Source organism: Micromonospora maris AB-18-032, from assembly GCF_000204155.1.
GTDB classification, from domain to species: Bacteria; Actinomycetota; Actinomycetes; order Mycobacteriales; family Micromonosporaceae; genus Micromonospora; species Micromonospora gifhornensis.
On sequence record NC_015434.1, the window covers coordinates 5,212,809 to 5,237,477 of the forward strand.

Annotated in this window: 19 protein-coding genes and 2 tRNA genes; 10 read left to right on the plus strand and 11 right to left on the minus strand. The window is 70.2% G+C overall.

Features of this window, described 5'->3' with window-relative positions; translation table 11 throughout:
• Positions 1 to 23: 23 nt before the first annotated feature.
• Together VAB18032_RS22945 and VAB18032_RS22950 are read right to left on the minus strand one after the other, a co-directional pair.
• Positions 24 to 1,061 (minus strand): hypothetical protein, encoded by a 1,038-nt coding sequence (locus VAB18032_RS22945; RefSeq protein WP_013735317.1) that lies wholly within the window; start codon positions 1,059 to 1,061, stop codon positions 24 to 26.
• Positions 1,061 to 1,330 (minus strand): hypothetical protein, encoded by a 270-nt coding sequence (locus tag VAB18032_RS22950; protein WP_013735318.1) that lies wholly within the window; start codon positions 1,328 to 1,330, stop codon positions 1,061 to 1,063. The genes VAB18032_RS22945 and VAB18032_RS22950 overlap by 1 nt, the downstream gene beginning before the upstream one ends.
• A 132-nt stretch (positions 1,331 to 1,462) precedes the next feature.
• On the opposite strand from VAB18032_RS22950, the gene VAB18032_RS22955 reads away from it, so the two are divergent.
• Both VAB18032_RS22955 and VAB18032_RS22960 read left to right on the plus strand, forming a co-directional pair.
• A complete protein-coding gene (locus VAB18032_RS22955; protein WP_013735319.1) occupies positions 1,463 to 1,834 on the plus strand; it encodes a YciI family protein in 372 nt (123 codons plus the stop codon).
• The gene (locus VAB18032_RS22960) at positions 1,798 to 3,147 is read left to right on the plus strand and encodes an RNA polymerase sigma factor (protein ID WP_232510847.1); all 1,350 of its coding nucleotides are present in this window, start codon (positions 1,798 to 1,800) and stop codon (positions 3,145 to 3,147) included. Before VAB18032_RS22955 ends, VAB18032_RS22960 begins: the two co-directional genes overlap by 37 nt.
• Here the strand turns inward: VAB18032_RS22960 and VAB18032_RS22965 are convergent.
• A complete protein-coding gene (locus VAB18032_RS22965; RefSeq protein WP_013735321.1) occupies positions 3,087 to 3,896 on the minus strand; it encodes a hypothetical protein in 810 nt (269 codons plus the stop codon). The genes VAB18032_RS22960 and VAB18032_RS22965 overlap by 61 nt on opposite strands.
• A 249-nt stretch (positions 3,897 to 4,145) precedes the next feature.
• On the opposite strand from VAB18032_RS22965, the gene VAB18032_RS22970 reads away from it, so the two are divergent.
• The 3 genes from VAB18032_RS22970 to VAB18032_RS30235 all read left to right on the plus strand — a co-directional run bounded on the left by VAB18032_RS22970 (position 4,146) and on the right by VAB18032_RS30235 (position 7,592).
• Positions 4,146 to 4,826 carry a dihydrofolate reductase family protein gene (locus VAB18032_RS22970; RefSeq protein WP_013735322.1) on the plus strand — a complete coding sequence of 227 codons (681 nt, stop codon included), beginning with the start codon at positions 4,146 to 4,148 and terminating at the stop codon, positions 4,824 to 4,826.
• Positions 4,827 to 4,953: 127 nt separating this feature from the next.
• Positions 4,954 to 6,993, plus strand: a complete 2,040-nt coding sequence (locus VAB18032_RS22975; protein ID WP_043721660.1) for a DUF4153 domain-containing protein — start codon at positions 4,954 to 4,956, stop codon at positions 6,991 to 6,993.
• 14 nt (positions 6,994 to 7,007) lie between these two features.
• A complete protein-coding gene (locus VAB18032_RS30235) occupies positions 7,008 to 7,592 on the plus strand; it encodes a hypothetical protein (protein WP_013735324.1) in 585 nt (194 codons plus the stop codon).
• A 2-nt stretch (positions 7,593 to 7,594) separates the two neighbouring features.
• On the opposite strand, the gene VAB18032_RS22985 is transcribed toward VAB18032_RS30235, so the two are convergent.
• Genes VAB18032_RS22985 through VAB18032_RS22995 form a run of 3 tightly spaced genes read right to left on the minus strand, consistent with a single transcriptional unit; the run spans position 7,595 to position 9,957 of the window.
• Entirely contained in the window at positions 7,595 to 8,371 is a 777-nt protein-coding gene (locus VAB18032_RS22985) for a MerR family transcriptional regulator (RefSeq protein WP_013735325.1), read from the minus strand.
• A gap of 30 nt (positions 8,372 to 8,401) precedes the next feature.
• Positions 8,402 to 9,163 (minus strand): ABC transporter permease, encoded by a 762-nt coding sequence (locus VAB18032_RS22990; RefSeq protein ID WP_013735326.1) that lies wholly within the window; start codon positions 9,161 to 9,163, stop codon positions 8,402 to 8,404.
• Positions 9,160 to 9,957 (minus strand): ABC transporter ATP-binding protein, encoded by a 798-nt coding sequence (locus tag VAB18032_RS22995; RefSeq protein ID WP_043725450.1) that lies wholly within the window; start codon positions 9,955 to 9,957, stop codon positions 9,160 to 9,162. Before VAB18032_RS22995 ends, VAB18032_RS22990 begins: the two co-directional genes overlap by 4 nt.
• An 89-nt stretch (positions 9,958 to 10,046) precedes the next feature.
• Between VAB18032_RS22995 and VAB18032_RS23000 the strand changes: the two genes are divergently transcribed.
• The gene (locus tag VAB18032_RS23000) at positions 10,047 to 10,886 is read left to right on the plus strand and encodes an alpha/beta fold hydrolase (RefSeq protein ID WP_013735328.1); all 840 of its coding nucleotides are present in this window, start codon (positions 10,047 to 10,049) and stop codon (positions 10,884 to 10,886) included.
• Between the two features lie 222 nt (positions 10,887 to 11,108).
• Here the strand turns inward: VAB18032_RS23000 and VAB18032_RS23005 are convergent.
• Together VAB18032_RS23005 and VAB18032_RS23015 are read right to left on the minus strand one after the other, a co-directional pair.
• A tRNA-Ile gene (locus VAB18032_RS23005) sits at positions 11,109 to 11,185 on the minus strand.
• A gap of 260 nt (positions 11,186 to 11,445) precedes the next feature.
• A tRNA-Asn gene (locus VAB18032_RS23015) sits at positions 11,446 to 11,518 on the minus strand.
• A 275-nt stretch (positions 11,519 to 11,793) separates the two neighbouring features.
• Between VAB18032_RS23015 and VAB18032_RS23020 the strand changes: the two genes are divergently transcribed.
• The 4 genes from VAB18032_RS23020 (at position 11,794) to VAB18032_RS23035 (ending at position 18,270) form a co-directional block, all read left to right on the plus strand.
• Entirely contained in the window at positions 11,794 to 12,180 is a 387-nt protein-coding gene (locus tag VAB18032_RS23020) for a hypothetical protein (protein WP_013735329.1), read from the plus strand.
• Positions 12,181 to 12,449: 269 nt separating this feature from the next.
• Positions 12,450 to 15,794 (plus strand): ThuA domain-containing protein, encoded by a 3,345-nt coding sequence (locus VAB18032_RS23025; protein WP_013735330.1) that lies wholly within the window; start codon positions 12,450 to 12,452, stop codon positions 15,792 to 15,794.
• Between the two features lie 76 nt (positions 15,795 to 15,870).
• Complete coding sequence (locus tag VAB18032_RS23030; RefSeq protein ID WP_043721668.1) at positions 15,871 to 16,956, plus strand: sugar phosphate isomerase/epimerase family protein; 1,086 nt, start codon at positions 15,871 to 15,873, stop codon at positions 16,954 to 16,956.
• 135 nt (positions 16,957 to 17,091) lie between these two features.
• Positions 17,092 to 18,270, plus strand: a complete 1,179-nt coding sequence (locus VAB18032_RS23035) for an ROK family transcriptional regulator (protein WP_013735332.1) — start codon at positions 17,092 to 17,094, stop codon at positions 18,268 to 18,270.
• Between the two features lie 47 nt (positions 18,271 to 18,317).
• On the opposite strand, the gene VAB18032_RS23040 is transcribed toward VAB18032_RS23035, so the two are convergent.
• The 3 genes from VAB18032_RS23040 to VAB18032_RS23050 all read right to left on the minus strand — a co-directional run bounded on the left by VAB18032_RS23040 (position 18,318) and on the right by VAB18032_RS23050 (position 24,643).
• Positions 18,318 to 19,325 (minus strand): sugar phosphate isomerase/epimerase family protein, encoded by a 1,008-nt coding sequence (locus tag VAB18032_RS23040; protein WP_013735333.1) that lies wholly within the window; start codon positions 19,323 to 19,325, stop codon positions 18,318 to 18,320.
• A gap of 273 nt (positions 19,326 to 19,598) precedes the next feature.
• Positions 19,599 to 21,707, minus strand: coding sequence for a ThuA domain-containing protein (locus VAB18032_RS23045; protein WP_013735334.1), 2,109 nt, complete (start codon positions 21,705 to 21,707; stop codon positions 19,599 to 19,601).
• Between the two features lie 80 nt (positions 21,708 to 21,787).
• The gene (locus tag VAB18032_RS23050) at positions 21,788 to 24,643 is read right to left on the minus strand and encodes a PQQ-dependent sugar dehydrogenase (RefSeq protein WP_013735335.1); all 2,856 of its coding nucleotides are present in this window, start codon (positions 24,641 to 24,643) and stop codon (positions 21,788 to 21,790) included.
• Positions 24,644 to 24,669 lie beyond the last annotated feature (26 nt).

Sequence of the window (24,669 nt, forward strand, 5' to 3'; positions counted from 1 at the left end):
CGCACCCGGCACCACCGGCCAACTCAGGCGTACGGCGAGCGGGCGTACGCGGATCGCAACGCGGCCAACCCGGTGGCCTTCGGGCTCAACGTGCCCCAGCCGGAGTTGAAGTAGTTGGTCCGGGCGAAGATCGGCCCCCGCTCAGCGTTGAGCCGGGCGATCGCGGCCGGCACCGTAGCTATCCAGGCCGCCTGGTCCGGGATCTCGGCGACCCGGACCCCCCACTCGGCGACGATCACCGGTCGGGACAGCGCCACCGGACCGAGGTCGGCCACCGCCCAGTCCTTGGTGCGGCGGAACCGGGCCAACGCGGTGTCCGACGCGCTCGTCGCGTACACGTTCCACTGCAGGTAGTCCAGGCGCGACATCAGCGACTCCGGGTGGGTGCGCGTGAACGAGGCCCGGTCGAAGCCACCGACGCCGACCGAGAAGGTGGTTCCCGACGGCAGTGCCTTGACCCGGAACCAGTTGACGATGTACGTCATCGCCTGCACCGCCCGGGCGTCCGACTCCGCCCAGGTGTACGCCTTGCCGGCCTCGGTGGTGCCGAACTCGTGGTCGGTGTCGAGTTCGGAGGCGAGTTGGATGTTCACCCCGAAGCCCAGCGTCCGGTACTGCGACAGCGCCCGCGCGAACAGTCCGTCGCACTGCCCCGAGATCACCTGGCTGTAGCCGTACGCCTTCGGCCACACCGTCCCCGGCCGCTGCTGGATGGTCATCGCCGGGGCCGGCACCGTGTAGCGCACCCCGTCCACGGTGAAGGTCTGGGACCCGGTGTCACCGGCCCCGTAGTGCTTGAGTTCCAGCACCATGTTCATCTGCACCCCGGACCGGCCGAGGGTGACCAGCCACGGCCGGTTGTAGCCGGGGAAGATGTTGCTGTCAGCGAAGCTGCGGTACTGGGTCAGCGAGCGGAAGTTGCCGCCCGACATGTCGGTCGTCGGGTCGGCGTTGCCGGACAGGTAGTAGCCACCGAGCACCGGTGGGGTGAGGCTGTAGTTGGCGGCGGCGGTGGCGGTCTGCCCGGACGAGTCACGCACCGTGACGGTCACCCGGGGCATCAGGCCACCGCCCGGTACACGGCCACGGTGCCGTTGTCCGACACCCGGGTCCAGGTACGTTTCGAGTCGTCGGTGACGGTGACGGTGAGCGGGTCGATGACGGCGGTGACCTTGGCTGGTGCGCTGCTGTTGCCCTGGGCGTCGGTGACCACGACGGTGACGGTGAGCGTCTTGGTGTCGGGGTCGCCGTAGGTGACGGTGAGCAGCATCTGGGCACCGGGGGCGTAGCTGGTCGCGTTGAGAGAGGCGGTCACGGTGGGAGCGGCCATGGCGAGTCCTTCCTGGCTCGGGCAGAGTCGGATGTGGCCCGCCATCCGCAGCCTCTTGACCTGCTACAACAGTGCATCGGGGCAGGCCCGGGCGTCCTGTCACCTTGCGGACATCGCAACGGAGGGTTCCACGTGAAGTATCTGATGCTGATCTACGGCAACGAGCAGATCTGGGGCAGCCTGCCCGCCGGCGACCTGGCCACGCTGATCGGCGAGGTGGACGCCTTCAACGAGGAGCTGCGCGCCCGCGGTGAGCTGGTGGACGTGCAGGGGCTGGACGCCCCGGCCCGTTCGGTGCGGATGGCCGGCGACACCCCGGTGGTCACCGACGGGCCGTACCTGGAGGCGAAGGAGTACGTCGGCTCGTACTTCGTGGTCGACGTGGACAGTGAGCAACGGGCGCTGGAGATCGCCCGGTCGTACCCGGGGCTGCGGTTCGCTCCCGGCGTCGGTGGCGGCATCGAGATGTGGCCGTTGATGATCCGCGACGGGGTCGAGAACTGAGCCTCGACGAGGCCGCTGCCGAACTGCTGCGCCGGCTCTCCCCCCAGGTGCTCGGCGTGCTGGTCCGCCGCTACGGCGACTTCAGCGCGGCCGAGGACGCCGTGCAGGAGGCGATCGTCGCCGCCGTCGAAACGTGGCCGCGCGACGGCGTACCGGAGCATCCGGCGGCCTGGTTGCACACCGTGGCCGCCCGCCGCTACGTCGACCACGTACGGTCCGAGGTCGCCCGGGCGCGCCGCGAGCGTACGGTGCTCGACACCACCGGGCGTGACGCGCTGGTCGGGCCGCCGTCGGACGCCGACGTGCCCCGCGACGACCTGCTGGAACTCTTCCTGCTCTGCTGCCACCCGGCGTTGTCGACGAGCGCGCAGGTGGCCCTGACCCTGCGGGCCGTGGGTGGGCTGACCACGGCGGAGATCGCGGCGGCGTTCCTGGTGCCGGAGAAGACCATGAACCAGCGGATCTTCCGGGCCAAGCAGCGGCTGCGCGAGGTGGGCGCCCGGTTCGAGTTGCCGCCGGAGGCGGAGCAGAGCGCGCGGCTGGCCGCGGTCCGCCAGGTGCTGTACCTGATCTTCAACGAGGGTTACAGCGCCAGCAGCGGCCCGCAGTTGCACCGGTCCGACCTGACCCGGCGTGCGCTGTGGCTGACCCGCCGACTGCACGACCGGCTGCCCGACGACGGGGAGACCACCGGCCTGCTCGCGCTGATGATGCTGACCGAGGCGCGGTCCGCCGCGCGGGTCGGCCCGGACGGCGAGTTGGTGCCGCTGACCGAGCAGGACCGTCGCCGATGGGACCGGAGGGCCATCGCCGAGGGCAGCGCGCTGGTCGAGCGGGCCCTGACCACCTCGACCCCGGGGCCGTACCAGATCCAGTCCGCGATCGCCGCCGTGCACGCCGAGGCGTCGACCACTGAGGAGACCGACTGGCCGCAGGTGCTGGCCCTGTACGAGCTGCTGGAACGCCTGGCACCCAACCCGGTGGCGACCCTGAGCCGGGCCGTGGCGGTGGGCATGGTGCACGGGCCGGCCGCTGGGCTGGCCCTGTTGGCGCAACTGGAATCGGGCATCCTCGCCGGGCACCACCGGCTGCACGCCGTCCGCGCGCACCTGCTGGAGCTGGCCGGCGACCGGGCCAGCGCGGCAACGGCCTGGCGGCAGGCGGCGGAGCTCGCCGCCGGCAGCGACCCCGAACGCCGGCACCTGCTCCGCCGGGCCGCCGCCGCAAGCGACTCAGGTCGCATTGAGGGGGATCACCAGGGCTCGGGGATGTTCACCGCCAGGCAGCGCTGGGTGCTGAGAAGAGGCTTGTAGCAGGCGGACGCCTCCAGGTTGTAGCTGTGGTCGTTGCGGTGGAAGGAGGTGGTGCCGCCGTTGAGGCAGGTGCTGCCGCTGACGGTCGTCCCGCCGGTGACCGTCCCGCTGGCGCACGCCCCCTTGGCGACGGCGGTCTTCTCCACCGTGTTCAGCGAGGAACGCAGATCCCCCGCCTGGTGGACGCCGTATCCGATGAGGCTGACGCCGGATCGGGTGACCGTGTACTGGTACGCCGTGGAGGTGTAGTACGACCAGCTGGCCCCGGTCCCGACGGTGCGCAGCTCCGAATCGGTGGCCGAGCCGGGGATGAACATGTAGAAACCCTTGTCGTTGGTGTTCGTTCCGTCGATCATCCGGTAGACGATCACCAACAGCCCCTGGTCGTAGCTGACCGTGTTGTATGTCAGGTAGCTGCCGTTACCGCAGGTGGTGCGGTCGGCGATGTAGCCGACACCGTACGCGTAGAGCATCACCCGGGCGCAGCGTCCGTCCGCCGCGGTGTCCTCGATGGTGCCGAGCGTGGCCGAGGTGCCGGCGTTGTCGGTGGCGTAACCGGTCAGGCGCACCCCGGGCAGTGTGCCGGAGTACTGGTAGGCGTTCGGTTGGTAGTAGCTCCACGAGGCCGACCAGCCGGCACCCGAGGGCAGTGCGAGCGCCGGCGTGGCGGGCAGCAGGGCAACAGCGAGCGTGGCGACAAGTGCGGCGGCCAGTGTGGCGGCCGACCGTCGTAGGGCCAGTGTCCTCATCGATTCCTCCGTCGTGAAGCACGAGTCCACGAGCAGTGGATCTCTCACCGAATGATGACGGTCCACGCGGCGGCGCGAACGTCTCTGTCTCCAGCCAGACAGCGGCATCGCAACGAGGCGCTGAATCGACTCACCCGCAACCTGCCAGTGATTCAGATCACAACCGAGGGCGGTAGTTGGCGTCGGCTCCGCTCCGATCCATCGGCGAGCAGCACCCATGACGGGTGCCGCGAGACCGAGAGGAACGAGATGACCAAGGTGACCGCGCAGATGTCAGTGTCGCTGGACGGCTTCTACGCCGGCCCCCGGCACGACGGCGATGGTGACTGGCTGCATTCGGCGGAGAGCCACGGCTTCTTCCGGGTGACGCGCTGGGCCACCGAGGCGATGTCCTGGCGGGAACGGCAGGGCTTCGCCGGCGGCGCGCAGGACGTCAACTCCGACATCCTCGCCGAGTCGTTCGAGGCGGCCGGCGCGTACGTGATGGGTCGCCGGATGGCCGACGGCGGTGAGGTGCCGTGGGGCGACGAGCCGCCGTTCCGGGCACCGGTCTTCGTGGTCACCCACCGGCCCCGCCCTCCGGTGGTGCGCAAGGGCGGCACCAGTTTCACGTACGTCACCGACGGCGTGGCCAGCGCGGTGGCGCAGGCCCGGGCCGCCGCAGGTGGCAAGGACGTGGCGGTTTCCGGGGGCGGCACCCTGTTCCGGCAGGTCCTGCGCGCCGGGCTGCTCGACGAGTTCGAACTGCACATCGCGCCGGTGGTGCTGGGCACCGGGATGCGGCTGTTCGACGCCGACCTGGACGTGGACGAGTTCGAGGCCATCGAGCTGACCCCGACCCGCGTCGTGTCGGCCCCGCAGATCACCCACATCCGGTACGCGGTGCACGGGCGTGCTCCCCTCACCCTCGACGACCGGGGCCGCAGCTAGGGGCAGCGTCCTCCGGGGCGGTGGCGCGTCCGGCGGGTTTGCGGCGCGGCGTCTGCTCGGCGACACGGGGCGTCGAGAATGCGCGTCCGCGCCTAGAGTGACGGCAATCATCGTCCAAGGAGGTGCGGTGTCCGAGCCGCCACCGGTCGAGCCGTCCCCGGCTGCCATCGGGGAATCCCGCGAGGCCCCTGCCCCGACCGTCGCCGTCCCGGCGGATCCCGCCGGGACGGCGCCCCGACTGCTTGTCGTACCGGAGGTCGAAGGGCTGCCGTCCATCGTGTGGCCCGGTCCGACCGACCAACCCACCTGGGCGATCCCGGTGCAGGTGCCGGCCGGCACCCAGGGCTACGCCATCTTCCTACCGCTGGTGCAGGAAGGCGGGGCCACGACCGCCGCCGCGCCACCCGCCGTCGCCGCGGCGGTGGCGCCCGCGCCGACCAGCACGTCACCGGCCACCACCACACCGTCCACGGCAGCATCGGCTGCTGAAGCGCCGCCGGACACCGCGCCCGCCGCGACAGCCTCGGCCGCCACCACCGCCAGCCAGTCCCCACCCGCAGGCCAGCCGGCGGGCGGCGGGCGGCCGGTGGCGGTGACGTCGGGTGGGCTTCCGGCTTCGTATCCGCCGCCCGGCCCCGGGTACGCCTTCCGACGGACCCCACCGCCACCGACCTTCTTCGAGCGGGTGTGGCCCGGCCCGGAGGCGACAGGTCACCTGGCCACGCCGCTGGCCGTGCTGGTCGGCGCGCTGGGGGTGGCAGCCTTCGTGCCGTTGGGGCGCACCGGCATCGGCTGGTTCCTCGGTTGGCTGGTGCTCACCGTCGCGGTCGTCGTGGCGGTACGGCAACACACCGCCGAACTTGCCCCTACCGAACGGTGGGTCCGGGCCGGTTGGGCCGGTGCCGCCCTGGCGCTGCTCGCCGTGCTGGCCTTCCGCAACGCCTGGTGGCTGGTGACCTTCTGCGTGCTGGGCGCACTGGGCTGCGCCGCCCTGGCCATCATCGGTGGGCAGCGGGTGCGGTCGATCCTGTTCAGCCTGGTGGCCGCACCGATCGCCGGGCTGCGCGGGCTGCCCTGGGTGCGCCGACACCTGCGCGCGCCCGGCAGCCCCGGCAGCGTACGGCGGGTGGTCGGTTCGGTGGTCGCCACCGTGGTCGTCCTCGTGGTGTTCGGTCCCCTGCTCTCCTCCGCCGATGCGGCGTTCTCGCAGGTCCTCGGCGCGCTGCTGCCGGAGATCAGTGTCAGTGGTGTGTTCCGGTGGCTGTTCCTGGCGGCCGTGGGCGGCCTGATCGCGGTGGCCGCCGTCTACACGCTCGCCGCGCCGCCGGATCTGTCCGCGGTGGACCGGCCCACCGAACGCCGCGTCGGTCTGCTGGAATGGGCGCCGCCGATCGCCGCGCTGACCGCCCTGTTCGGCGGCTTCGTGGCGGTGCAGTTCACGGTGCTCTTCGGCGGGCAGCGGCACGTGCTGCGGACCACCGGCCTGAGCTACGCCGAGTACGCCCGCAGCGGCTTCTGGCAGCTGGTCGTGGTGACCGTGCTGACCTTGGCGGTGCTCGGCGGGGTGACCCGTTTCGCCCGCCGGGACCGCCACCTCGACCGGGTGCTGCTGCGGGTCCTGCTCGGCCTGCTCAGCGCCCTGACCGTGGTCATCGTGGTGTCCGCGCTGTCGCGGATGTACACGTACCAGAAGGTCTACAGCTTCACCGGCGAGCGGATCTTCGTGATGGGCTTCGAGCTGCTGCTCGGCGCGGTCTTCCTGATGATCCTGGTGGCCGGCGTACGCTGGCGCGGCGGTTGGATCCCCCGGCTGGCCACGGCGCTCGCGGTGGTGCTGCTGCTCGGCCTGGCGGTGCTCAACCCGGAGGACTACGCGGCCCGGCGCAACGTCGCCCGGTACCAGGAGACCGGCCGCATCGACGCCTGGTACCTGCGCGCCCTCTCCGCCGACGCCACGCCCGCCCTGGCCGCCCTGCCCGACCCGGTACGCCGCTGCACGCTCAGCTGGATCGCCGACGACCTGGCCGAACCCGACCCGTGGTACGCCTGGAACCGGGGCCGGGACCGCGCCCGGGAGGTGCTCGACCGGCTGGGGCCCGAAGCGATCGGCAACCAGCGCGACTGCCGCCGCGCCGACCAGTTCGACCTGCCGAAGACCCGCCGCTGACGGAGGTGACGCGGATGCCGACCAGCCGAATCCTGTCGTGGCCGCTCGCCTGCTGCCTGCTCCTCGCCTCGGCCGCCTGCACGGCCGAGGAGACCGGCCAGGAAGAACCGCGTCCGCCGGTGCCTGCCACGTCCCTGGCCGCCCCCGACACCACCGGGTCGAGCCAGGCCGGCGACGGGGTGGTGTCGTGTTCCTCCGCGGTCGACAAGCTGCGGGAACCACCTGATGGTTACCGCATCGTGGGTGCGGACGTCGCGGTGCCGGACCGGGAGGTGATCGAAGCCCAGGAGTCGGAGAAACCGGATCCGGCGGCCCGGCTGTTCGCCAAATGGGGACTTGTCGTACGCGTCGGCGCCGTGGTCGACCTGCGGGTCGGGCCCGGCTGGGAAGACCGGGCCCGGGTCGGCTGGGGCCGCCCGGCGGTACCAGCGGTAAGCGTTCAGGTGCAGGCCTGTGCCCCCGACGACGACCAGGCCCAGTGGCTGGCCTTCGTCGGCGGCACGTGGGTCGCGCAGCCGACCTGCCTGCCACTGACGATCCGCTCGCAGGGGCGGACGTCACAGGTACGCCTCGGCATCGGCGTCGCCTGCGACACCTGAGGTCAGCACCCTTGCAGCGGCTCCATCCGGTTCCACCCGGCCCAGCCCCGCTCGCGCAGCAGGTCCCGTAGCCGCTGCACCCTCGGATCGGACTCCACGGCGAGCACGTCGACGAGGTCCTGTGGCAACTCGTCGGACGCCTCGTCGCGGAGGATCTCACCGGCGCGGTACGCCTGCTCGGCCAGGCCCACCATGATGTCGGCGACTTCCGCCAGCCGTGGGTCGTCGGTCTCACCCGGCTCGTCGTCGAAGATCTCCGACAGCACCCGGTAGAGCCGGACGACCTGCGGATCGTCGAGCTGCGCGAGCTTGCCGGGCATGAATTCGGCTATCCGTTCGGGCCAGCGAGCGGCGACCAGGATCCAGCCGTCCCGTTCACCCTCCACCACCCGCTCCGACACCCCCAGCTCGCGGAGCCGATCGAGGTAGGCGGTGACCTCCGGCGGGAGCGTCAGCCGGTCGCCGCCGACCAGTTGCGCGATCTGCCTGCGGCTGGTCTCCAGCCGCTCGATCTGGTCGCGCAGCCGCTCGTCGATGGCCCGGACCGCGTCGGCGAAGGCCGACGGATCGGCGTCGAGCAACTCACCGATGCGGGCCAGCGGCACACCGGCGTTGGCCAGCGTACGGATCTTCACGAGGGATACGACCGCCCTGGCGCTGTAGCGCCGGTAACCGGAAGCGTCCCGGTCCGGCTCGGGCAGCAGCCCGACCTGGTGATAGTGCCGCACCGCGCGCACGGTGACACCGGCGTACGCCGCCAGTTGACCGATCGTCAGCATGCTCTGATCCTGCCCCCTGTCGCCGCCGACTCAGGCGACCCGACGACGGTAGGTGACGACCGCGAGGACGTAGGCGACGACAAGGATGCCGACACACCAGGCGAGGGCGGTCCAGATGTCGGCACCGACCGGCTGCCCGGCGAACAGGTCCCGGATCGCGTCAACGATCGCGGTCACCGGCTGATGCTCGGCGAAGGCCCGGACCGGGCCGGGCATCGACTCGGTGGGCACGAAGGCCGAGCTGACGAAGGGCAGGAACACCAGTGGGTACGCGAACCCGCTCGCGCCGTCCACCGACTTCGCGGTGAGGCCGGGCAGCACAGCGAGCCAGGTCAACGCCAGGGTGAGCAGGGCCAGGATGCCGGCGACCGCGAGCCACCCCAGCACCCCCGCCCCGGTGCGGAAGCCCACCACCAGGGCGACACCGAGGACGACCGCCAGCGAGATCAGGTTCGCGACCAGCGAGGTCAGGACGTGTGCCCACAGTACGGAGGACCGGGCGATCGGCATGGACTGGAACCGTTCGACGATGCCGCCCTGCATGTCCAGGAAGAGCCGGAAGGCGGTGTAGGAGATGCCGGAGGCGATCGTGATGACCAGGATGCCGGGCAGCAGGTAGTCCACGTACGACCCGGACCCGGTCTCGATCGCGCCGCCGAAGACGTAGACGAACAGCAGCAGGAAGGCGATCGGCATGATCGCGGTGGTGATGATGGTGTCCGGGCTGCGGGCGATGTGGCGCAGTGAGCGGCCCAGCAGGACCGCGGTGTCGCCGAGAAGATGCCTGTTCATCGGTCTGCCTTCTCCGTTGCGGTGCCGACGAGGGCGAGGAAGACGTCTTCCAGGCTCGGCTGCTTCTCGACGTACTCGACCTCGGGCGCGGGGAGCAGCCGCTTGAGCTCGTCGGGGGTCCCCTCGACGAGGATCCGACCCTGGTGGAGGATCGCGATCCGGTCGGCGAGTTGCTCCGCCTCGTCGAGATGCTGGGTCGTGAGCAGCACCGTCGTACCTCCACCGGCGAGTTCCTTGACGGTCTGCCACACCTCGATGCGCGCCTGCGGGTCCAGCCCGGTGGTCGGCTCGTCGAGGAAGATCACCGGCGGGTTGCCGATCAGACTCATCGCGATGTCCAGCCGGCGGCGCATGCCACCGGAGTACGTCGCCACCCGCCGGTTGGCCGCCTCGGTCAGCGAGAAGTGCCGCAGCAGGTCGTCCGCGACCGCACCCGGATCCGCGAGATGCCGGAGCCGGGCGACCAGGACCAGGTTCTCCCGCCCGGTGAGGATCTGGTCGACCGCCGCGAACTGCCCCGTCAGACTGATCGACTCGCGTACCTGGCCGGCCTGCCCGGCGACGTCGAAACCGTTGACCCGGGCGGTGCCCGCGTCGGCCCGCAGCAGCGTGGCCAGGATCTTCACCAGGGTGGTCTTGCCCGCCCCGTTCGAGCCGAGCAGGGCGACGATGCTGCCCCGCGCCACGTCGAGGTCCACGCCGCGCAGCACCGGCAACTGCTTGAACGACTTCTCCAGATTTCGTACCTGGATCGCCGGCCCCTCGGCCCGACCGGCTGGTGGTGGAATGCTCATGACCGGCAGCATGGAGGGTTGACGCTGCGTCAGGGTCAAGCCCCGTCCGCCGCCCCCTGACAAAGGCTTCCGACGCGTACGGTCCCTGCATGGTCTTCTTCGATGGCACCGACGGCACCCGGCTCGCCTACCACCAGGTTGGCGAGGGTTCCCCGCTGATCTGCCTTCCCGGCGGCCCGATGCAGTCCTCGGCCTACCTCGGTGACCTGGGCGGGTTGTCGGCCCATCGCCGGGTCGTGCGTCTCGACCTGCGCGGGACCGGTGATTCGGCCATCCCGGCGGACCCGGCGACCTATCGCGTTGACCGGCTCGTCGAGGACGTCGAAGCGCTACGCGCGCATCTCGGCCAGGAGCGGATCGACCTGTTGGGGCACTCGGCCGGTGGCGGTCTCGCCGTGCGGTACGCCGCCCGCCACCCCGACCGGATCGGCCGTCTCGTGCTGGTCACCCCCAGCCCGCGGGTGGTCGACCTGGAGGTCACCGACGCCGACCGTCGCCAGGTCGCGGAACTGCGCCACAGCGAGCCCTGGTTCCCTGCCGCCTTCGCCGCCTTCGAGCGGATCTGGTCGGGCGATGCCACCGCGGCTGACTGGCAGGCGATCGAGCCCTTCATGCACGGGCGATGGGATGCCGACCTCCGGACTCGGCTCGACCGGGAGGCGAGTCAGAGGAACGCGGAGGCGGCCGGCATCTACTACTCGGCCGGGGCCCTTGACCCGCAGGCGACCAGAGCCGACCTCGCCCACCTCCGGGCACCGGTCCTGCTCGTCGCCGGCGAATACGACGTCGCACTTCCCCCGAGCTGCGCCGCCGCGTACGCCACGCTGTTTCCGCAGGCTGAGCTGGCCGTGCTGCCAACCGGCGGACACCAGCCCTGGCACGACGATCCGCAGTGGTTCCTACAGACCCTGACAGCGTTCCTGCGCTGACCGGCCCGCCGGGCCCACAGAGACGAGTCAGCGGCGGGGTGCCACCGGAGCAAGGCCGGGCCAGGTGGCACACCGCCACCGTCCGGCCTCGACGTCGGCCAGGATCGGCACCGCATGTGGCAACGGCGACCCAGGCGTGCAGAACGTCCGCCGTTTGTCGTCGGGTGGCAGGATCGCCGGTGCGTGCGGGTCGTCGGCAACCTGGCTGACCAGGAAAAAGGCTGGTGGGGCGGGCGGGACTCGAACCCGCGACCGAGGGATTATGAGTCCCCTGCTCTAACCGGCTGAGCTACCGCCCCGGCACCAGGGCCGGAGTGATCCCGCCCCTGTCGATCACCGGCCGCTCATACCGGCGTCGCCCTCCGCCTCAGCAGCACGATGGGCAACGCGAGAATACAGCGGGCAGCCGGGAAAACTGATCCCGCCCCGCCCACCGGCCGCACCAGCACGGTCGATGCAGCTGGCGTCCTGGTAGCGGCGGGGTATGGACATCTCGGCGGCCCGGAAACGGCGAATGCCCACCGGGCTGCCGGTGGGCATGTCGTGCTGGAGAAGCAAGCTCCCCCGTTTGGACTCGAACCAAAAACCTGCCGGTTAACAGCCGGCTGCTCTGCCAATTGAGCTACGGGGGACTGCACAGCCGCCCGGTGCGGATCTCTCCGCGCCGTGCGCCGGGCACAAGAGTACAGGACTCCGGGGGGTCTTGGTCCAGGGGGTTACCCTCCTGATCATCGGACCGACCGATCGGATTGTCTGGGGCAAATCGCCATCGGGGCACAAGGAGGTATGAGCAGAGAGCAGGATGGGTAGTTAGCTGCCGACGACAGGACGCAGGCGCGAACTGGTCGGCCCCGCTCCCGGTGATCGAGAGCGGGTCGACGGCGCGTCAGGTACGAGAGGAGCCGCCATGCGCGGAAAGATCATGTTCCTTGGCGGGCTGGCTGCAGGGTTCGTCCTGGGCGCCCGTGCCGGCCGGGAGAAGTACGAGGAGTTGATGGTCCAGGGCCGCAAGGTGCTCGACCACCCGACCGTCCAGGAGGCGGCCGGGGTCGCCCAGGCCCAGGCCAGCCGGCTCTACCACGAGGGCAAGGACAAGCTCGGCCACTCCAAGCTGGGCGAGAAGCTGAACCAGAACGGCAAGCACGGGCCCACCGCTGCCGACGACGCCTTCGCCGGCACGCCGGCCACGGCCGGCGCCAAGCCCGGCCCCAGCTCGTCAGGGTCGACCGCAGGGTCGACGACGTCGACCACGGCCCGCAGCAAGCCGTCCGGCACCAACGGCACGAATCTGTAGCAACCCTTCAGCCGGGCCCGGTCGCCAGTGTGGCGGTCGGGCCCGGCTGCTGTGTGCGCACTGGCAAAGTGTCCACCCTCGCGGTAACTTTCGCCCGTATTGAACGAAAGTCCCGGCGATATCGCTGAAACTTCTGCCTCTGACCCCTTCTCTTTATTGCCGGCCGCAAATATCGTCCTCGTTAGACCTGGCCAGGCTCGTTTGGTAACCCCCAACCGCCCCGGCACCGCGCGTGCCGGGACGGAACTGACCGATCAGAGCGAGGTTCGATGCACAGACCGTTGGGCCGCAGAGCCCTCACCTATCTGAGTCTCCTCACCCTCGTCGGCGCGACACTCGTCGCGACCGGCGCCCCGCAGACCACGCCGGCGCAAGCCGCGCCGGTGGCCGGCGAGGCGACATCGACAAACAACGGCATCCAGTACAAGGTGCTGGTCTTCACCCGGTCGGCCGACGGCGCCCACCCCGCCACCTCGGCCGGCGTCGACGCCATCCGGCAGCTCGGCAAGCAACGACGGTTCACGGTGGACGTCACCGACGACGCCCGCAAGTTCCGCGAGCCGCACCTCAAGCAGTTCCGCGCCGTGGTGTTCCTGAACACCTCCGGCGATGTGCTCGACGACGACCAACGAGCCGCGTTCGAGAAGTACTACCGCGCCGGTGGCGGCTTCGTCGGCGTGCACTCGGCGATCGAGGCGGAGCCGGGCTGGGGCTTCCTCGACGAGGTCCTCGGCACCCGCGCCGTCGGCGCGGCGACGCCGGCCAGCGCCGCCACGGTGACCGTGGCCGACCGGGTACACCCGGCCTCGGCCTCGTTGCCCGAGCGGTGGACCACGACGGACCGGTGGTACAACTTCGCGGCCAACGTCCGGGGCTTCTCGCACGTCCTGGCGACGGTGGACGAGAAGACGTACGCCGGCGGCAGCATGGGTTTCGACCACCCCATCACCTGGTGCAAGGACTACCAGGGCGGACGCTCGTTCTACACCGGACTCGGCGCCACCCCGGAGAGCTTCAGCGGCACCGACCTGCGCGCTCACCTCGGTGGCGCGATCCAGTGGGCGGCCGGCGTCACCGACGGCGACTGTGGCGCGACGGTGCTGGCCAACTACCAGATGACGGTGATCGGTGCCCAGCCCAACGTCAACGAGCCGATCGGCTTCGACGTGCTGCCCGACGGGCGGGTCATCCAGACCGACCGACGTGGTGGCGTACGGCTGCACGAGCCGGACGGCAACCGCACCACCCTGCTGGCCCAGATCCCGGTCTACACCCACAGCGAGGACGGGATGTACGGCCCGGCGATCGACAAGGACTTCGCCACCAACAAGTGGGTCTACCTGTTCTACGCCCCACCGGGTGACACTCCCACCGGCGCTGCGCCCACGACCAGCACCAACCCCAACGCCTGGGACAACTGGAAGGGCTACTTCCAGCTGTCGCGGTTCAAGTTCGTCGACGGCGAGAACCCCTCGCTCGACCTGAGCACCGAACAGAAGATCATGCAGGTACCGGTGGACCGGGGCGCCTGCTGTCACGTCGGCGGCGACATCGCCTTCGACTCGGAGAACAACCTGTGGCTGGTCACCGGCGACGACACCCCGGCCGGCGGCGGCGGTTCGGGTGGCTTCTCCCCGCACAACGACTCGGTGAGCGCGAGCGGGGTCTACCAGGCACCGTTCGTGGACGCCCGGCGCAGCTCCGCCAACACCAACGACCTGCGGGGCAAGATCCTGCGGATCAAGGTCCAGGCGGACGGCAGCTACACCATCCCCGAGGGGAACCTGTTCCCCGAGGCGCAGGATCCGGGTGACAAGACCCGACCGGAGATCTACGCGATGGGGCTGCGCAACCCGTTCCGGATCACCCTGGACAAGAACGACGTCGCGTACATCACCGACTACTCCCCCGACTCCTCGACCGCCGCGGTCGGGCGAGGGCCGGCGGGCACCGGGCGGATGATGGTGGTCGACAAGCCCGCGAACTACGGCTGGCCGCTGTGCGTACAGCCGGACCTGCCGTACTTCGAGATGAACTGGACCACCAGCCCGATCTCGCCGATCGCGCCGTTCGACTGTGCGGCGCCGAAGAACACCTCCCGGCACAACACCGGCCTGGTCGACCTGCCGCCGGTGGAGAAGTCGGAGCTCTGGTACTCCTTCCAGGCCCCGACGCCCTGCCCGGAGTCCTACCTGTCCACCCCGACCCAGACCTGTCCGGTGCTCTTCCCGGAGCTCGGCACCGGCGGTGTGGGTCCGCACGGCGCGGCGAAGTACGACTACGACCCGGAGCTGAGGTCGGAGACGAAGTTCCCCGCGTACTACGACGGCGCGATCTTCTTCGGCGAGTTCACCCGGGACTACCTGCGGGAGATCCGGCTCGACTCGCAGGGCGACGTCCTGAAGATCAACGATCTGTTGAGTTGCGGCGGAGGTCCGGTCACGCCGGCCAGGCCGTTCCTCTGCGACAACCCGATGGACATGATGTGGGGTCCGGACGGCAACTTCTACCTGCTCACGTACGGGGACGGGTTCTTCAACATCAACCCGGACGCGGCGATGGTGAAGTTCAGCTACGTCAAGGGCCTGCGGGCGCCGACGGCCGTGCTGAACGCGACCCCGACCAACGGGCAGGCCCCGTTGACCGTGGCGTTCTCCAGTGACGGGTCGCGCGACCCGGATCCGGCGGACTCCATCTCGTACGCCTGGGACTTCGACGGCAACGGCACGACCGACTCCGTCGACCCGAACCCCTCGTTCACGTACACCAGCAACGGCGTCTACACGGCGCGGCTGACGGTGACCGACTCCAGTGGCAAGACCGCGACGGCGAACACCACCATCACGGTCGGCAACACCGCCCCGACGGTACGGGTGGACGTACCGATCGAGGGCGGCTTCTTCAGCTGGGGTGACGACATCCCCTGGTCGGTGACGGTCACCGACCCGGAGGACGGCCCGATCGACTGCGCGAAGGTGGAAGTCACCTTCGTTCTCGGTCACGACGACCACGGGCACGGGGAGGCCAACCAGCTCGGCTGTTCCGGGGTGCTGCCCACGCTCGCCGACGACGCCTCACACGGCGGCTACATCTACGGCGTGATCAGCGCGACCTACACCGACAACGGCGCCAACGGTCAGCCGCCGCTGACCACCATCGGTCAGCAGGTCATCCAGGACAAGTTGCAGCAGGTGGAGTTCGCCCGGGAACAGTCCGGCACCACGGTCGGCAACACCGCGGACGCCGGCGGCGGGCAGCAACGCGGCAGCCTCGACAACGGTGACTGGATCGCCATAAACGGCACGGTCAACCTGCGGAACATCGACTCGGTGACCCTGCGTACGTCCGGTGGCAGCGCGGCCACGGCCGGGCAGCCACGCTTCAACGTCGAGTTCCGCCGGGACTCGCCGACCGGTCCGCTGCTGACCACCGCAACGGTCAACGCGACCACCGGCAACAACGCCTTCACCAGCACCAGCGTGCCGATCACCGACCCCGGTGAGACGTTCCGGCTGTACCTGGTGTTCACCACCGTCGCCGGCGGCCCGGCCAGCGGCTTCGGCAACCTCAACTGGGTGCAGTTCAACGGTCCGGGCATCGGCCTCGCCCCGTAGGCACCCTCCGGCTGGGGTCGTCACCCGACGACCCCAGCCACCCCACCGGTAACACCACCGAGAAAGGCAGTAGGACATGAGCGACAGTCAGCACGGAATGAGCCGGCGTCGGATACTCGGCGCCTTCGCCGGGGTCGCCGGCGCGGCGGCCGCCGGCGCCGCCGGCTTCGGCTCCGCCGCCGTTGCCAACAGCAAGGGCAACGGCAACGGGGTGCTCGTCCCGCCCGGCAAGCGGGGCATCATCCTGTACAGCGTCCGGGACCGGATCAGCGCCGCCCCGGACACCAGCGGAGTGCCGTACGGCTTCGAGCGGGTGCTCGGCCGGCTCGCCGAGATCGGCTACAAGGAGGTGGAGTTCGCCGGCTACACCCAGCACACCAGCATCCTGGGCCGGCAGATCACCCCGACGGAGATCCGGAAGATCCTGGACGACAACGGGCTGCGCGCCAACGGCTCGCACGCCTCGATCCCCAGCACCGTCACGCCGAACACCATCGCCGCGTTCGAGCAGACCCTCGACACCGCCGAGATCCTCGGCATGCAGCACATCGGCACCGGCAGCGACCCGACGAGCAGCAACTACAAGGCCGACTGGGACGCCGCCGCCGACCGGTGGAACCTGTTCGGTGAGATGGCCCGTGCCCGTGGGCTGAAGCTGTACACGCACAACCACGACGCGGCGTACAACTTCCTGCTCGACAGCGGGCCGCTGGACGGGCTGGGTCGGCCCACCCGCTCCTCGGGCATCCGCAAGCTGGAGTACTTCTTCGACAAGACCGAGGCCGACCGGGTCTTCTTCGAGATGGACATCTACTGGGCGCACGTGGCCCAGCACCGCTTCCGTGCCTACACCGACCCGGACGGCAACCTGCAGACCGACGTCTTCGACCCGCTGGCCACGGTGGCGACCCGGACCATGCGGTTCCCGCTGTTCCACGCCAAGGACGGCGCGTTCAACCCGAACGTCGCGGCCGGGTACGAGATGGTGCCGCTCGGCCAGGGCGACATCGACTACGGCAACTTCTTCGCCAACATGGGCGCCAAGGGTTACCACAACCCGATGTGGGAGCAGGACAACGCGCCGGGCGGGGCCGCCGACCCGGGCCGTTCGCTGCGCTACGCCGAGGTGAGCTACCAGCACATGTCGGGTCTGCGGGGCTGACGGACTCGACATGCGGGAGACCGTGGACGCGGTGACATCTTCAATCCCGGGGCCGCATCCGGTGACGGATGCGGCCCCGGCTCGCTACAGGCTGGAAACACCTACATGAAAGACTTCGGACGGGAGGTGTTGGTGATGACACTCGTCCGCCCAGAGAATCCGCAGCAGGCGAGGCTGGTCCGGCTGTTGCGCGACGACGGCCCCCGCTCCCGGGTGGAGCTGGGTGACATCCTGGGGTTGTCCCGCTCGACGCTCACCACCGAGTTGGATCGACTCGTCGCCCGCGGGCTGGTCGAGACCGCCGGGCAGGCCGCCTCCCGGGGCGGACGCCGGTCGTCGTTGCTGCGCCTCGCCGGTCGGGTGCGTTTCGCCAGCGTCGTCGTGGCGGCCGACCGGATCAGCGTGGCGCTGACCGACGGTGAGCTCAACGTGCTGGCCGAGACCGGTGAACCGGCGGACGTTCGGGGTGGGCCGGAGCCGGTGATCGCCCGGGCTGTCGAACTGGTCGAGAAGCTTCGTGCCGAACTCGGCGTCGCCGAACTCACCGGGGTCGGCATCGCGCTGCCCGGGCCGGTCGACGGCGGCGCCTCGGTCGCGCCGGCCGTGCTGCCCGGCTGGCAGCGGTTCCCGGTCCGGGACGCGTTCGCCACCGAGTTGGGCTGTCCGGCGCTCGTCGACAACGACGCGAACGTGCTCGCCCTCGGTGAGCAGCACGCCGGCATCGGCCGGACCTTCGACGACTTCCTCTACCTCAAGCTCGGCACCGCGATCGGCTGCGGGCTGGTGCTCAGCGGTTCGCTCTACCGGGGGGCGACGAGCAGCGCCGGTGACATCGCCCACCTGCCGCTCGGTGAGGACGGGCCGGTCTGCGCCTGCGGCGAATTCGGCTGCCTGGAGGCGTACTGCGGGGACGCGGGGCTGATCCGGGCGGCGTCGGCGGCTGCCCGCGGTGGCCGGTCGGAGTTGCTGGCGGCCCGGCTGGCCGAGACGGGCACGCTCACCGTGCCGGACATCGCCTCGGCGGCGACCGCCGGTGATCCGGCCGCCCAGGCGCTGGTCCGCGACGCGGCCCGCCGGGTGGGGCGGGTACTCGTCGGACTGGTCAGCTTCTTCAACCCGGGCATCGTGGTGATCGGCGGGGCACCGGACGGGCTCGGGCACATCCTGCTCTCCGAGATCCGTGGCGTGGTCTACCGCCGGTCCGCGCCGCTGGCCACCGGGACCATGCCGGTGGTGCTCTCCGACCTGGCGGACCGGGCCGCCCTGGTCGGTGCGGCCCGGTTGGCCAGCGATCACGTCTTCACGTCCGGCTGACCGCGTCCGCGCGGCCCGGTGGTCGTCGGGCCGCACGGAAGGTGCGGTCAGTCCTTGCTGCTGAACGCCGCGTCGAAGGCGGCGGAGGGGGCGTCGAAGGCGAGCCGGCGCACGAACTGGAGCGCCTCGGGGGCACCGACCAGGCGGTCCATGCCGGCGTCCTCCCACTCGATCGAGATCGGCCCGTCGTAGCCGATCGCGTTGAGCGCCCGGAAGCAGTCCTCCCACGGCACGTCACCGTGACCGGTGGAGACGAAGTCCCAGCCGCGCCGCAGGTCGGCCCAGGGCAGGTGCGAGGCCAGCCGGCCGCGCCGGCCGTCACCGGTACGCACCTTGGCGTCCTTGCAGTCGACGTGGTAGATCCGGTCGGCGAAGTCGAAGATGAAGTTGACCGGGTCCAGCTCCTGCCAGACGAAGTGCGACGGGTCCCAGTTCAGGCCGAAGGCGGGCCGGTGGTCGATCGCCTCCAGGGTCCGCTTGGTGGTGTAGTAGTCGTAGGCGATCTCGCTCGGGTGCACCTCGTGGGCGAACCGCACCCCGACGGAGTCGAAGACGTCGAGGATCGGGTTCCACCGGTCAGCGAAGTCCTGGTAGCCGCGTTCGATCATCGACGGCGGCACCGGCGGGAACATCGCCAGGGTGTGCCAGATCGACGAGCCGGTGAAGCCGACGACGGTGTTGACGCCGAGCTTGGCCGCCGCACGGGCGGTGTCCTTGATCTCCTCGGCGGCCCGCTGGCGGACGCCTTCGGGCTCGCCGTCGCCCCAGATCCGGGCGGGCAGGATGCCCTGGTGCCGCTCGTCGATCGGGTGGTCGCAGACCGCCTGGCCGACCAGATGGTTGGAGATCGTGAAGACCTGGAGGTTGTGCTTGGCCAGCGTCTCGCGCTTGCGCTCGATGTACGAGTCGTCCGCGAGGGCCTTGTCGACCTCGAAGTGGTCGCCCCAGCAGGCCAGCTCCAGGCCGTCGTAGCCCCACTCGGCGGCGAGCCGGCACACCTCGTCGAACGGAAGGTCGGCCCACTGGCCGGTGAACAGCGTGATCGGTCGCGCCATCTGTCCTTTTCCCCTGTCGTGGTGTTGGGGATTCCGTGACTGCGGGACCGGGGCGAGGGATGCCGGATGCGGCGGCCTCGACGGTGTGCCGGTGGGCATGGTCGCGCCTGGGGCCGACGGGTTGCGCCTCCCGTCGGCTCACCGGCCACCTCGCGGTCGCCGCCTTCACTCTAGGCCTGTCACCCGCGACGCAAAAGGCCCTCCGGTTTGCCGGTGTTAAGAGGGGTCCCTTGTACCACGCCAGGCGTTAACAAGGGGCCCTTCCTTACATCGTTACGGGAGGATCCAGCGCTGGTTGGCGTTGGTGTGGCAGGTCCACAGGTGCACCGCCTGGCCGTCGGCGGAGCTGTTGTTCGACACGTCCAGACACTTGCCCGTCTGCGGGTTGCGCAGGGTGCCGTTCGACTGCGCCGACCAGTTCTGCGCGCCGCCGCCGTTGCACGTCCACAGCTGGATCTTCGTGCCGTCCGCGGAGGCCCCGCCGTTGACGTCCAGGCACTTGCCCAACGCCCGGATCGTCGAGTTCGGCGTCACCGTCCAGGTCTGCGCCGCACTGCCGTTGCAGGTGAGGATCTGGATCTGCGTGCCGTCCGCCGACGACCCGTTGCGTACGTCGAGGCACTTGCCGCCCAGCCCGGTGATCGGGCCGGTGCCGCCACCGCCCCGGACCAGGGTGAAGTCGTCGACGTCGAACAGGCTGCCACCCGAGCCGGTGAAGGTCAGGTAGACGTTGCGGGTGCCGGATGGGACGTTTGACAGCGGGGCGCTGACGTCGACGAAGGTGTTCCAGTTGCCGGTGTTCGGTGCCGACACCGACCCGAGCACGGTGCCGGTGGTCGAGCCGGTACGCACCTGGATGGTCCCGCCGGGGCCGGCGGAGGCGATCCGGGCCCGCAGCGAGGTGACGCCGGTCAGGTCCAGGTTGTTGTACGCCGCCCAGTCACCCGGATCGATGTAGCCCAGCACCTGGCCGCCGTTGGCGCCGGTCTTGCCGACCACGGTCACCCCGTTGGCCGAGTTGTACGCCTCGGCCTGCACGGTCGTGTTGCTGCCCGGCGGTGGGTTCGTGCTGCCCAGTTCCTTGATCCGGATGTTGCGGAACGAGACGTCGTCGCCCGTACCGTGATTCTGGATGCCGATGTGACCGGCGAGCGAGCGGACCGGGTCGGTGTTGGTGAAGTCGTTGATCTTCACCCCGTTGAGGAACACCTGCAGGCGCTCCCCCTCCACCAGCAGTTCGTAGGTGTTCCACTCCCCCGCCGGGTTCAGCGCGGCGTCGCGGGCGGCGAGGTCGGCGGACTTGAAGCCGTACACCGCGCCGGTGGTGCGGTCGGCGGTGTCGGTCGGGTCGATCTGCACCTCGTAGCCGTTGTTGATGGCCGAGTTCGGGTCGCTCGACGGCGGGAAGCCGATGAACACCCCCGAGTTGTCGTCTCCGGCGATCCGCCAGTCCAGCTTGAGCGAGTAGTTGGTGAACTGCTTCGCGCTGTACCAGTACAGGCCCATTCCGCCGGTGGAGCTGAGGGTGGCGTCGGAGTTGGTGAAGCTGCCCGGGCCGGCCTGCGACCAGCCGGTGGTCGAGCCGTTGTAGAGCGTGGTGTAGCCGGTCTCGGCCCGGCAGTCGGCCTTGGTGCGGCCGGCCGCGTACCGGATGCCGCCGAGCAGGTGCGCCCGGAAGGCCGGCTCGGAGTACGACGCCTGGGTGTGCCCGGCCCCGGTGTAGAAGGACCGGCCTCCGGCGTACGTCTTGCACCAGGCGATCGGGTGGTCGGCCCCCATCACCCCGCCGGAGTACGACGACTCGTCGAGGTTGGCCAGGATGCGGGCGCCCGGGCGGGGATTGGCCTGGAAGTCGTACCACTCGTCGGTGCGGGTCCAGTTCTGCGGCAGGTGGGCGGTGGCCGCGTGGGCGCGGTTCTCCACCCGGACGGTGGCCTGCGCAATGGCCGGGTGGGAGCGGAAGTACGCCCCGACCAGGTTGCCGTAGAAGGACCAGCCGTACTCGGTGTCGGCGGCGGCGTGCACACCCACGTAGCCGCCGCCGGAGCCGATGTACGACTCGAAGGCGGTCTGCTGGCTGGCGTTGAGCACGTCGCCTGTGGTGTTGAGGAAGACCACCGCCTCGTACTGGGCGAGGTTGCCGGTGGTGAAGACACCGGCGTCCTCGGTGGCGGTGACCGTGAAGCTGTTGGCCGCGCCCAGGTCGCGGATGGTCTGGGTGCCCACCGCGATCGAGTCGTGCCGGAAGCCGGCGGTCTTGGAGAAGACCAGCACGTCGTACGGGGTGTCGGCGGCGCTGGCCGGGGTGGCCGGGGCGGTGCAGGCGAGCACGGCGAGGGCCGCGGTGGCCACGCCGAGAACGGGGCGGAGCAGTCTGCGCATGTCGCTCTCCCAAACGGTCGTCGTGTTAGGAGGGGCCCCTTGTACAACGCTAGGCGTTAACAAGGGGCCCTTCCTTTCAGCTACGGAAGGATCCAGCGCTGGTTGGCGTTGGTGTGGCAGGTCCACAGGTGCACCGCCTGGCCGTCGGCCGAACTGTTGTTCGACACGTCCAGACACTTACCCGAGTTCGGATTACGCAACGTGCCGTTCGACTGCGCCGACCAGACCTGGGCGACACCGCCGTTGCACGTCCACAGCTGGATCTTGGTGCCGTCCGCCGAGGCGGCGGCGTTGACGTCCAGGCACTTGCCCAACGCCCGGATCGTCGAGTTCGGCGTCACCGTCCAGGTCTGCGCCGCGCTGCCGTTGCAGGTGAAGATCTGGATCTGGGTGCCGTCGGCGGTCGCCGCGTTGCGTACGTCGAGGCACTTGCCGCCCAGGCCGGTGATCGGTCCGGTCCGGTCGCCGCTGCCGGTGGTGAAGGCGAACGAGTCCAGGTCGTAGAGGTGGCCGGTGCCCGAGCCGGCGAAGGTCAGGTAGAGCGTGGTGGTGCCGGTGGGCGGGTTGCCGATGGCGCCGGTGACCGTGGTGAAGCTGTCCCAGGCCCCGGTGACGGGAACTGTCGCCGAGCCGAGGACGGTGCCGGTGGCCGAGCCGGTCCGCACCTGGAGGGTGCCGCCGGCGCCGGCGGAGGAGACCCGGGCGCTGAACGAGGTGACGTTGCCCAGCCGGTACGGCTCGAACGCGATCCAGTCACCGTTGTTGATGTTGCCGACGGTCTTGCCGCCCTCGGCGGTCGGCTTGTCGAAGGCGTCGACACCGGAGGCGGTCCTGTAGTGCTCCGCCTGCCGCTTGCGGGGCTGCAGGGTGTGCTGTGTGTGGGTGGTCAGCCCACCGGCGTCGGTGTACTCGGCGTCGAAGATGCCGAAGATGTTGGCCGCGTCGTCGTGTTCACCGTCGACCGGTACGGAGATGGTGCCGGTGCAGCCGTTCTGCGAGGTGATCTGGTGGCCGTGGCTGTCGTGGCCAAGCACGTAGGTCATCTTGACCCTGGTGCAGTCGATGGTGCCGTCCTCCGGGTCGGTGACGGTGATGCTGAACGGCACGGTGTCACCGAAGCTGAACAGTTGGCCGTTGCCGGGGCTGGTGATGGTGACCGTCGGGGCGGTGTTGCCGACCCCGATGCGTACGCTCGCCGTGCCGGTGGCGCCCTGCGGGTCGCGTACGGTCAGCGTGGCGGTGTAGTTGCCGTTGGCGGTGTACGTCTTGCTCGGGTTGGCGGCCGTCGAGGTGGTGCCGTCGCCGAACGCCCACGAGTAGGTGAGCGTCCCGCCCTCCGGATCCGATGACCCGGCCGAGGAGAAGTTCACGGTCAACGGGGCGATCCCGGAGGTGCGGTTCGCCGAGGCCACCGCCGTCGGCGCCCGGTTGCCACCGCCGACGTAGTCGTAGCGGTAGAGGGCGGAGTTGGCGTCGCCGTTGTAGTAGCCGGTGCCGTAATCGAGCACGTACAGCGCGCCGTCCGGGCCGAAGGCCATGTCCATGACCTGCTTGCCGTTCCACGGGAACGAGGCGTCGATGGTGCCCACCGAGCCGTCGGCGTTGACGTGGATCGGCTTGATCCAGCCTCGGCCGAACTCACCGGCGAAGAACTGGCCGTCGAAGCTCTGCGGCCACTTGGTGGTCGACGTCGACGCGGCGTTGTAGCGGTAGACCGGCCCGCCCGACGGGGATTCGGAGCCGCCACCGAACTCCGGCGGGCTGCCGGCGTCTCCGGCGTACCGGATCCAGGCGGGTTTGGCCGCCGGCAGGGTGGTCAGGCCGGTGTTGCGGAACGAGTTGTTTGTGGCGCCGCCGGTGCAGTTGTACTTCGCCCCGGCGGTGTTGTTGGCGAAGTTCCATTCGGCGTACGTCTCGTTGGTGGTGTTGGTGCCGGTGCAGTACGGCCAGCCGTAGAAGCCGGGGCCGGTGATCCGGTTGAACTCGACCTGTCCGGAGGGGCCACGGGCGCTGGTGGAGCCGGCGTCCGGCCCGTAGTCGCCGACGTAGACGATGCCGGTGGCCTTGTCGACGCTCATCCGGAACGGGTTGCGCAGGCCCATGGCGTAGATCTCCGGGCGGGTGTTCGCGGTGCCGGGGGCGAACATGTTGCCGGCCGGGATCGAGTACGAGCCGTTGGCGTTGACCTTGATCCGGAGGATCTTGCCGCGCAGGTCGTTGGTGTTGGCCGCGCTGCGCTGTGCGTCGTACGCGGGGTTGCGGTTGGTCCGCTCGTCGATCGGGGCGTAGCCGCCGGAGTCGAAGGGGTTGGTGTCGTCACCGGTGGAGAGGTAGAGGTTGCCGGCGGCGTCGAAGTCGATGTCGCCACCGACGTGGCAGCACATGCCCCGGTCGGCGGCGACGTCGAGGACGTCGACCTTGCTGGCCGCATTGACTGTGAAGTCGGCGTTGAGGGTGAACCGGGAGAGCCGGTTGACGCCCTGCCAGGCGGAGAAGCTGGTGCCGGTGGCCGGGGCGTCACCGCCGGGGGTGGACAGCGGCGGCGCGTAGTAGAGGAAGATGTGCCGGTTGCTGGCGAAGTTGGGGTCCACGCCGACGCCCTGCAACCCTTCCTCGTCGTGGGTGTAGACCGGGATCGTGCCGATCACCGTGGTGTTGCCGGCCGCGTCGGTGCGGCGCAACGTGCCGTTGCGGGCGGTGTGCAGGACGGAGCGGTCCGGCAGTACCGCCAGGGTCATCGGCTCGCCGACCTCGGCGACCCCCTTGGCGAGGGTGACCTGCTGGAAGTCGGTGGCCACGATGGGGTGGGCCTGGGCCGGAGTCGGTCCGCCGAGCGCGGTCGGACCGACACCGAGGGCGACCGTGCCGGCCGTGACGGCCAGGAGCAGGGCCGCGCCGGAGGTGAGCCACCGTGCGGGGTGGCGAGTGCTGTCCATTGTGGACATTGGAGGGCTGTCCCTTC

What these genes read in the sequence shown, in the direction of transcription:
- VAB18032_RS23040 (WP_013735333.1), bottom strand. Translation starts at nt 19,325, where the DNA reads ATGGCGCGACCGATCACGCTGTTCACCGGCCAGTGGGCCGACCTTCCG.
- VAB18032_RS22945 (WP_013735317.1), bottom strand. Translation starts at nt 1,061, where the DNA reads ATGCCCCGGGTGACCGTCACGGTGCGTGACTCGTCCGGGCAGACCGCC.
- VAB18032_RS30235 (WP_013735324.1), top strand. Translation starts at nt 7,008, where the DNA reads ATGCCGACCAGCCGAATCCTGTCGTGGCCGCTCGCCTGCTGCCTGCTC.
- VAB18032_RS22965 (WP_013735321.1), bottom strand. Translation starts at nt 3,896, where the DNA reads ATGAGGACACTGGCCCTACGACGGTCGGCCGCCACACTGGCCGCCGCA.
- VAB18032_RS22990 (WP_013735326.1), bottom strand. Translation starts at nt 9,163, where the DNA reads ATGAACAGGCATCTTCTCGGCGACACCGCGGTCCTGCTGGGCCGCTCA.
- VAB18032_RS23020 (WP_013735329.1), top strand. Translation starts at nt 11,794, where the DNA reads ATGCGCGGAAAGATCATGTTCCTTGGCGGGCTGGCTGCAGGGTTCGTC.
- VAB18032_RS23030 (WP_043721668.1), top strand. Translation starts at nt 15,871, where the DNA reads ATGAGCGACAGTCAGCACGGAATGAGCCGGCGTCGGATACTCGGCGCC.
- VAB18032_RS22995 (WP_043725450.1), bottom strand. Translation starts at nt 9,957, where the DNA reads ATGAGCATTCCACCACCAGCCGGTCGGGCCGAGGGGCCGGCGATCCAG.
- VAB18032_RS23045 (WP_013735334.1), bottom strand. Translation starts at nt 21,707, where the DNA reads ATGCGCAGACTGCTCCGCCCCGTTCTCGGCGTGGCCACCGCGGCCCTC.
- VAB18032_RS23025 (WP_013735330.1), top strand. Translation starts at nt 12,450, where the DNA reads ATGCACAGACCGTTGGGCCGCAGAGCCCTCACCTATCTGAGTCTCCTC.
- VAB18032_RS22970 (WP_013735322.1), top strand. Translation starts at nt 4,146, where the DNA reads ATGACCAAGGTGACCGCGCAGATGTCAGTGTCGCTGGACGGCTTCTAC.
- VAB18032_RS22950 (WP_013735318.1), bottom strand. Translation starts at nt 1,330, where the DNA reads ATGGCCGCTCCCACCGTGACCGCCTCTCTCAACGCGACCAGCTACGCC.
- VAB18032_RS23000 (WP_013735328.1), top strand. Translation starts at nt 10,047, where the DNA reads ATGGTCTTCTTCGATGGCACCGACGGCACCCGGCTCGCCTACCACCAG.
- VAB18032_RS23035 (WP_013735332.1), top strand. Translation starts at nt 17,092, where the DNA reads ATGACACTCGTCCGCCCAGAGAATCCGCAGCAGGCGAGGCTGGTCCGG.
- VAB18032_RS22985 (WP_013735325.1), bottom strand. Translation starts at nt 8,371, where the DNA reads ATGCTGACGATCGGTCAACTGGCGGCGTACGCCGGTGTCACCGTGCGC.
- VAB18032_RS23050 (WP_013735335.1), bottom strand. Translation starts at nt 24,643, where the DNA reads ATGGACAGCACTCGCCACCCCGCACGGTGGCTCACCTCCGGCGCGGCC.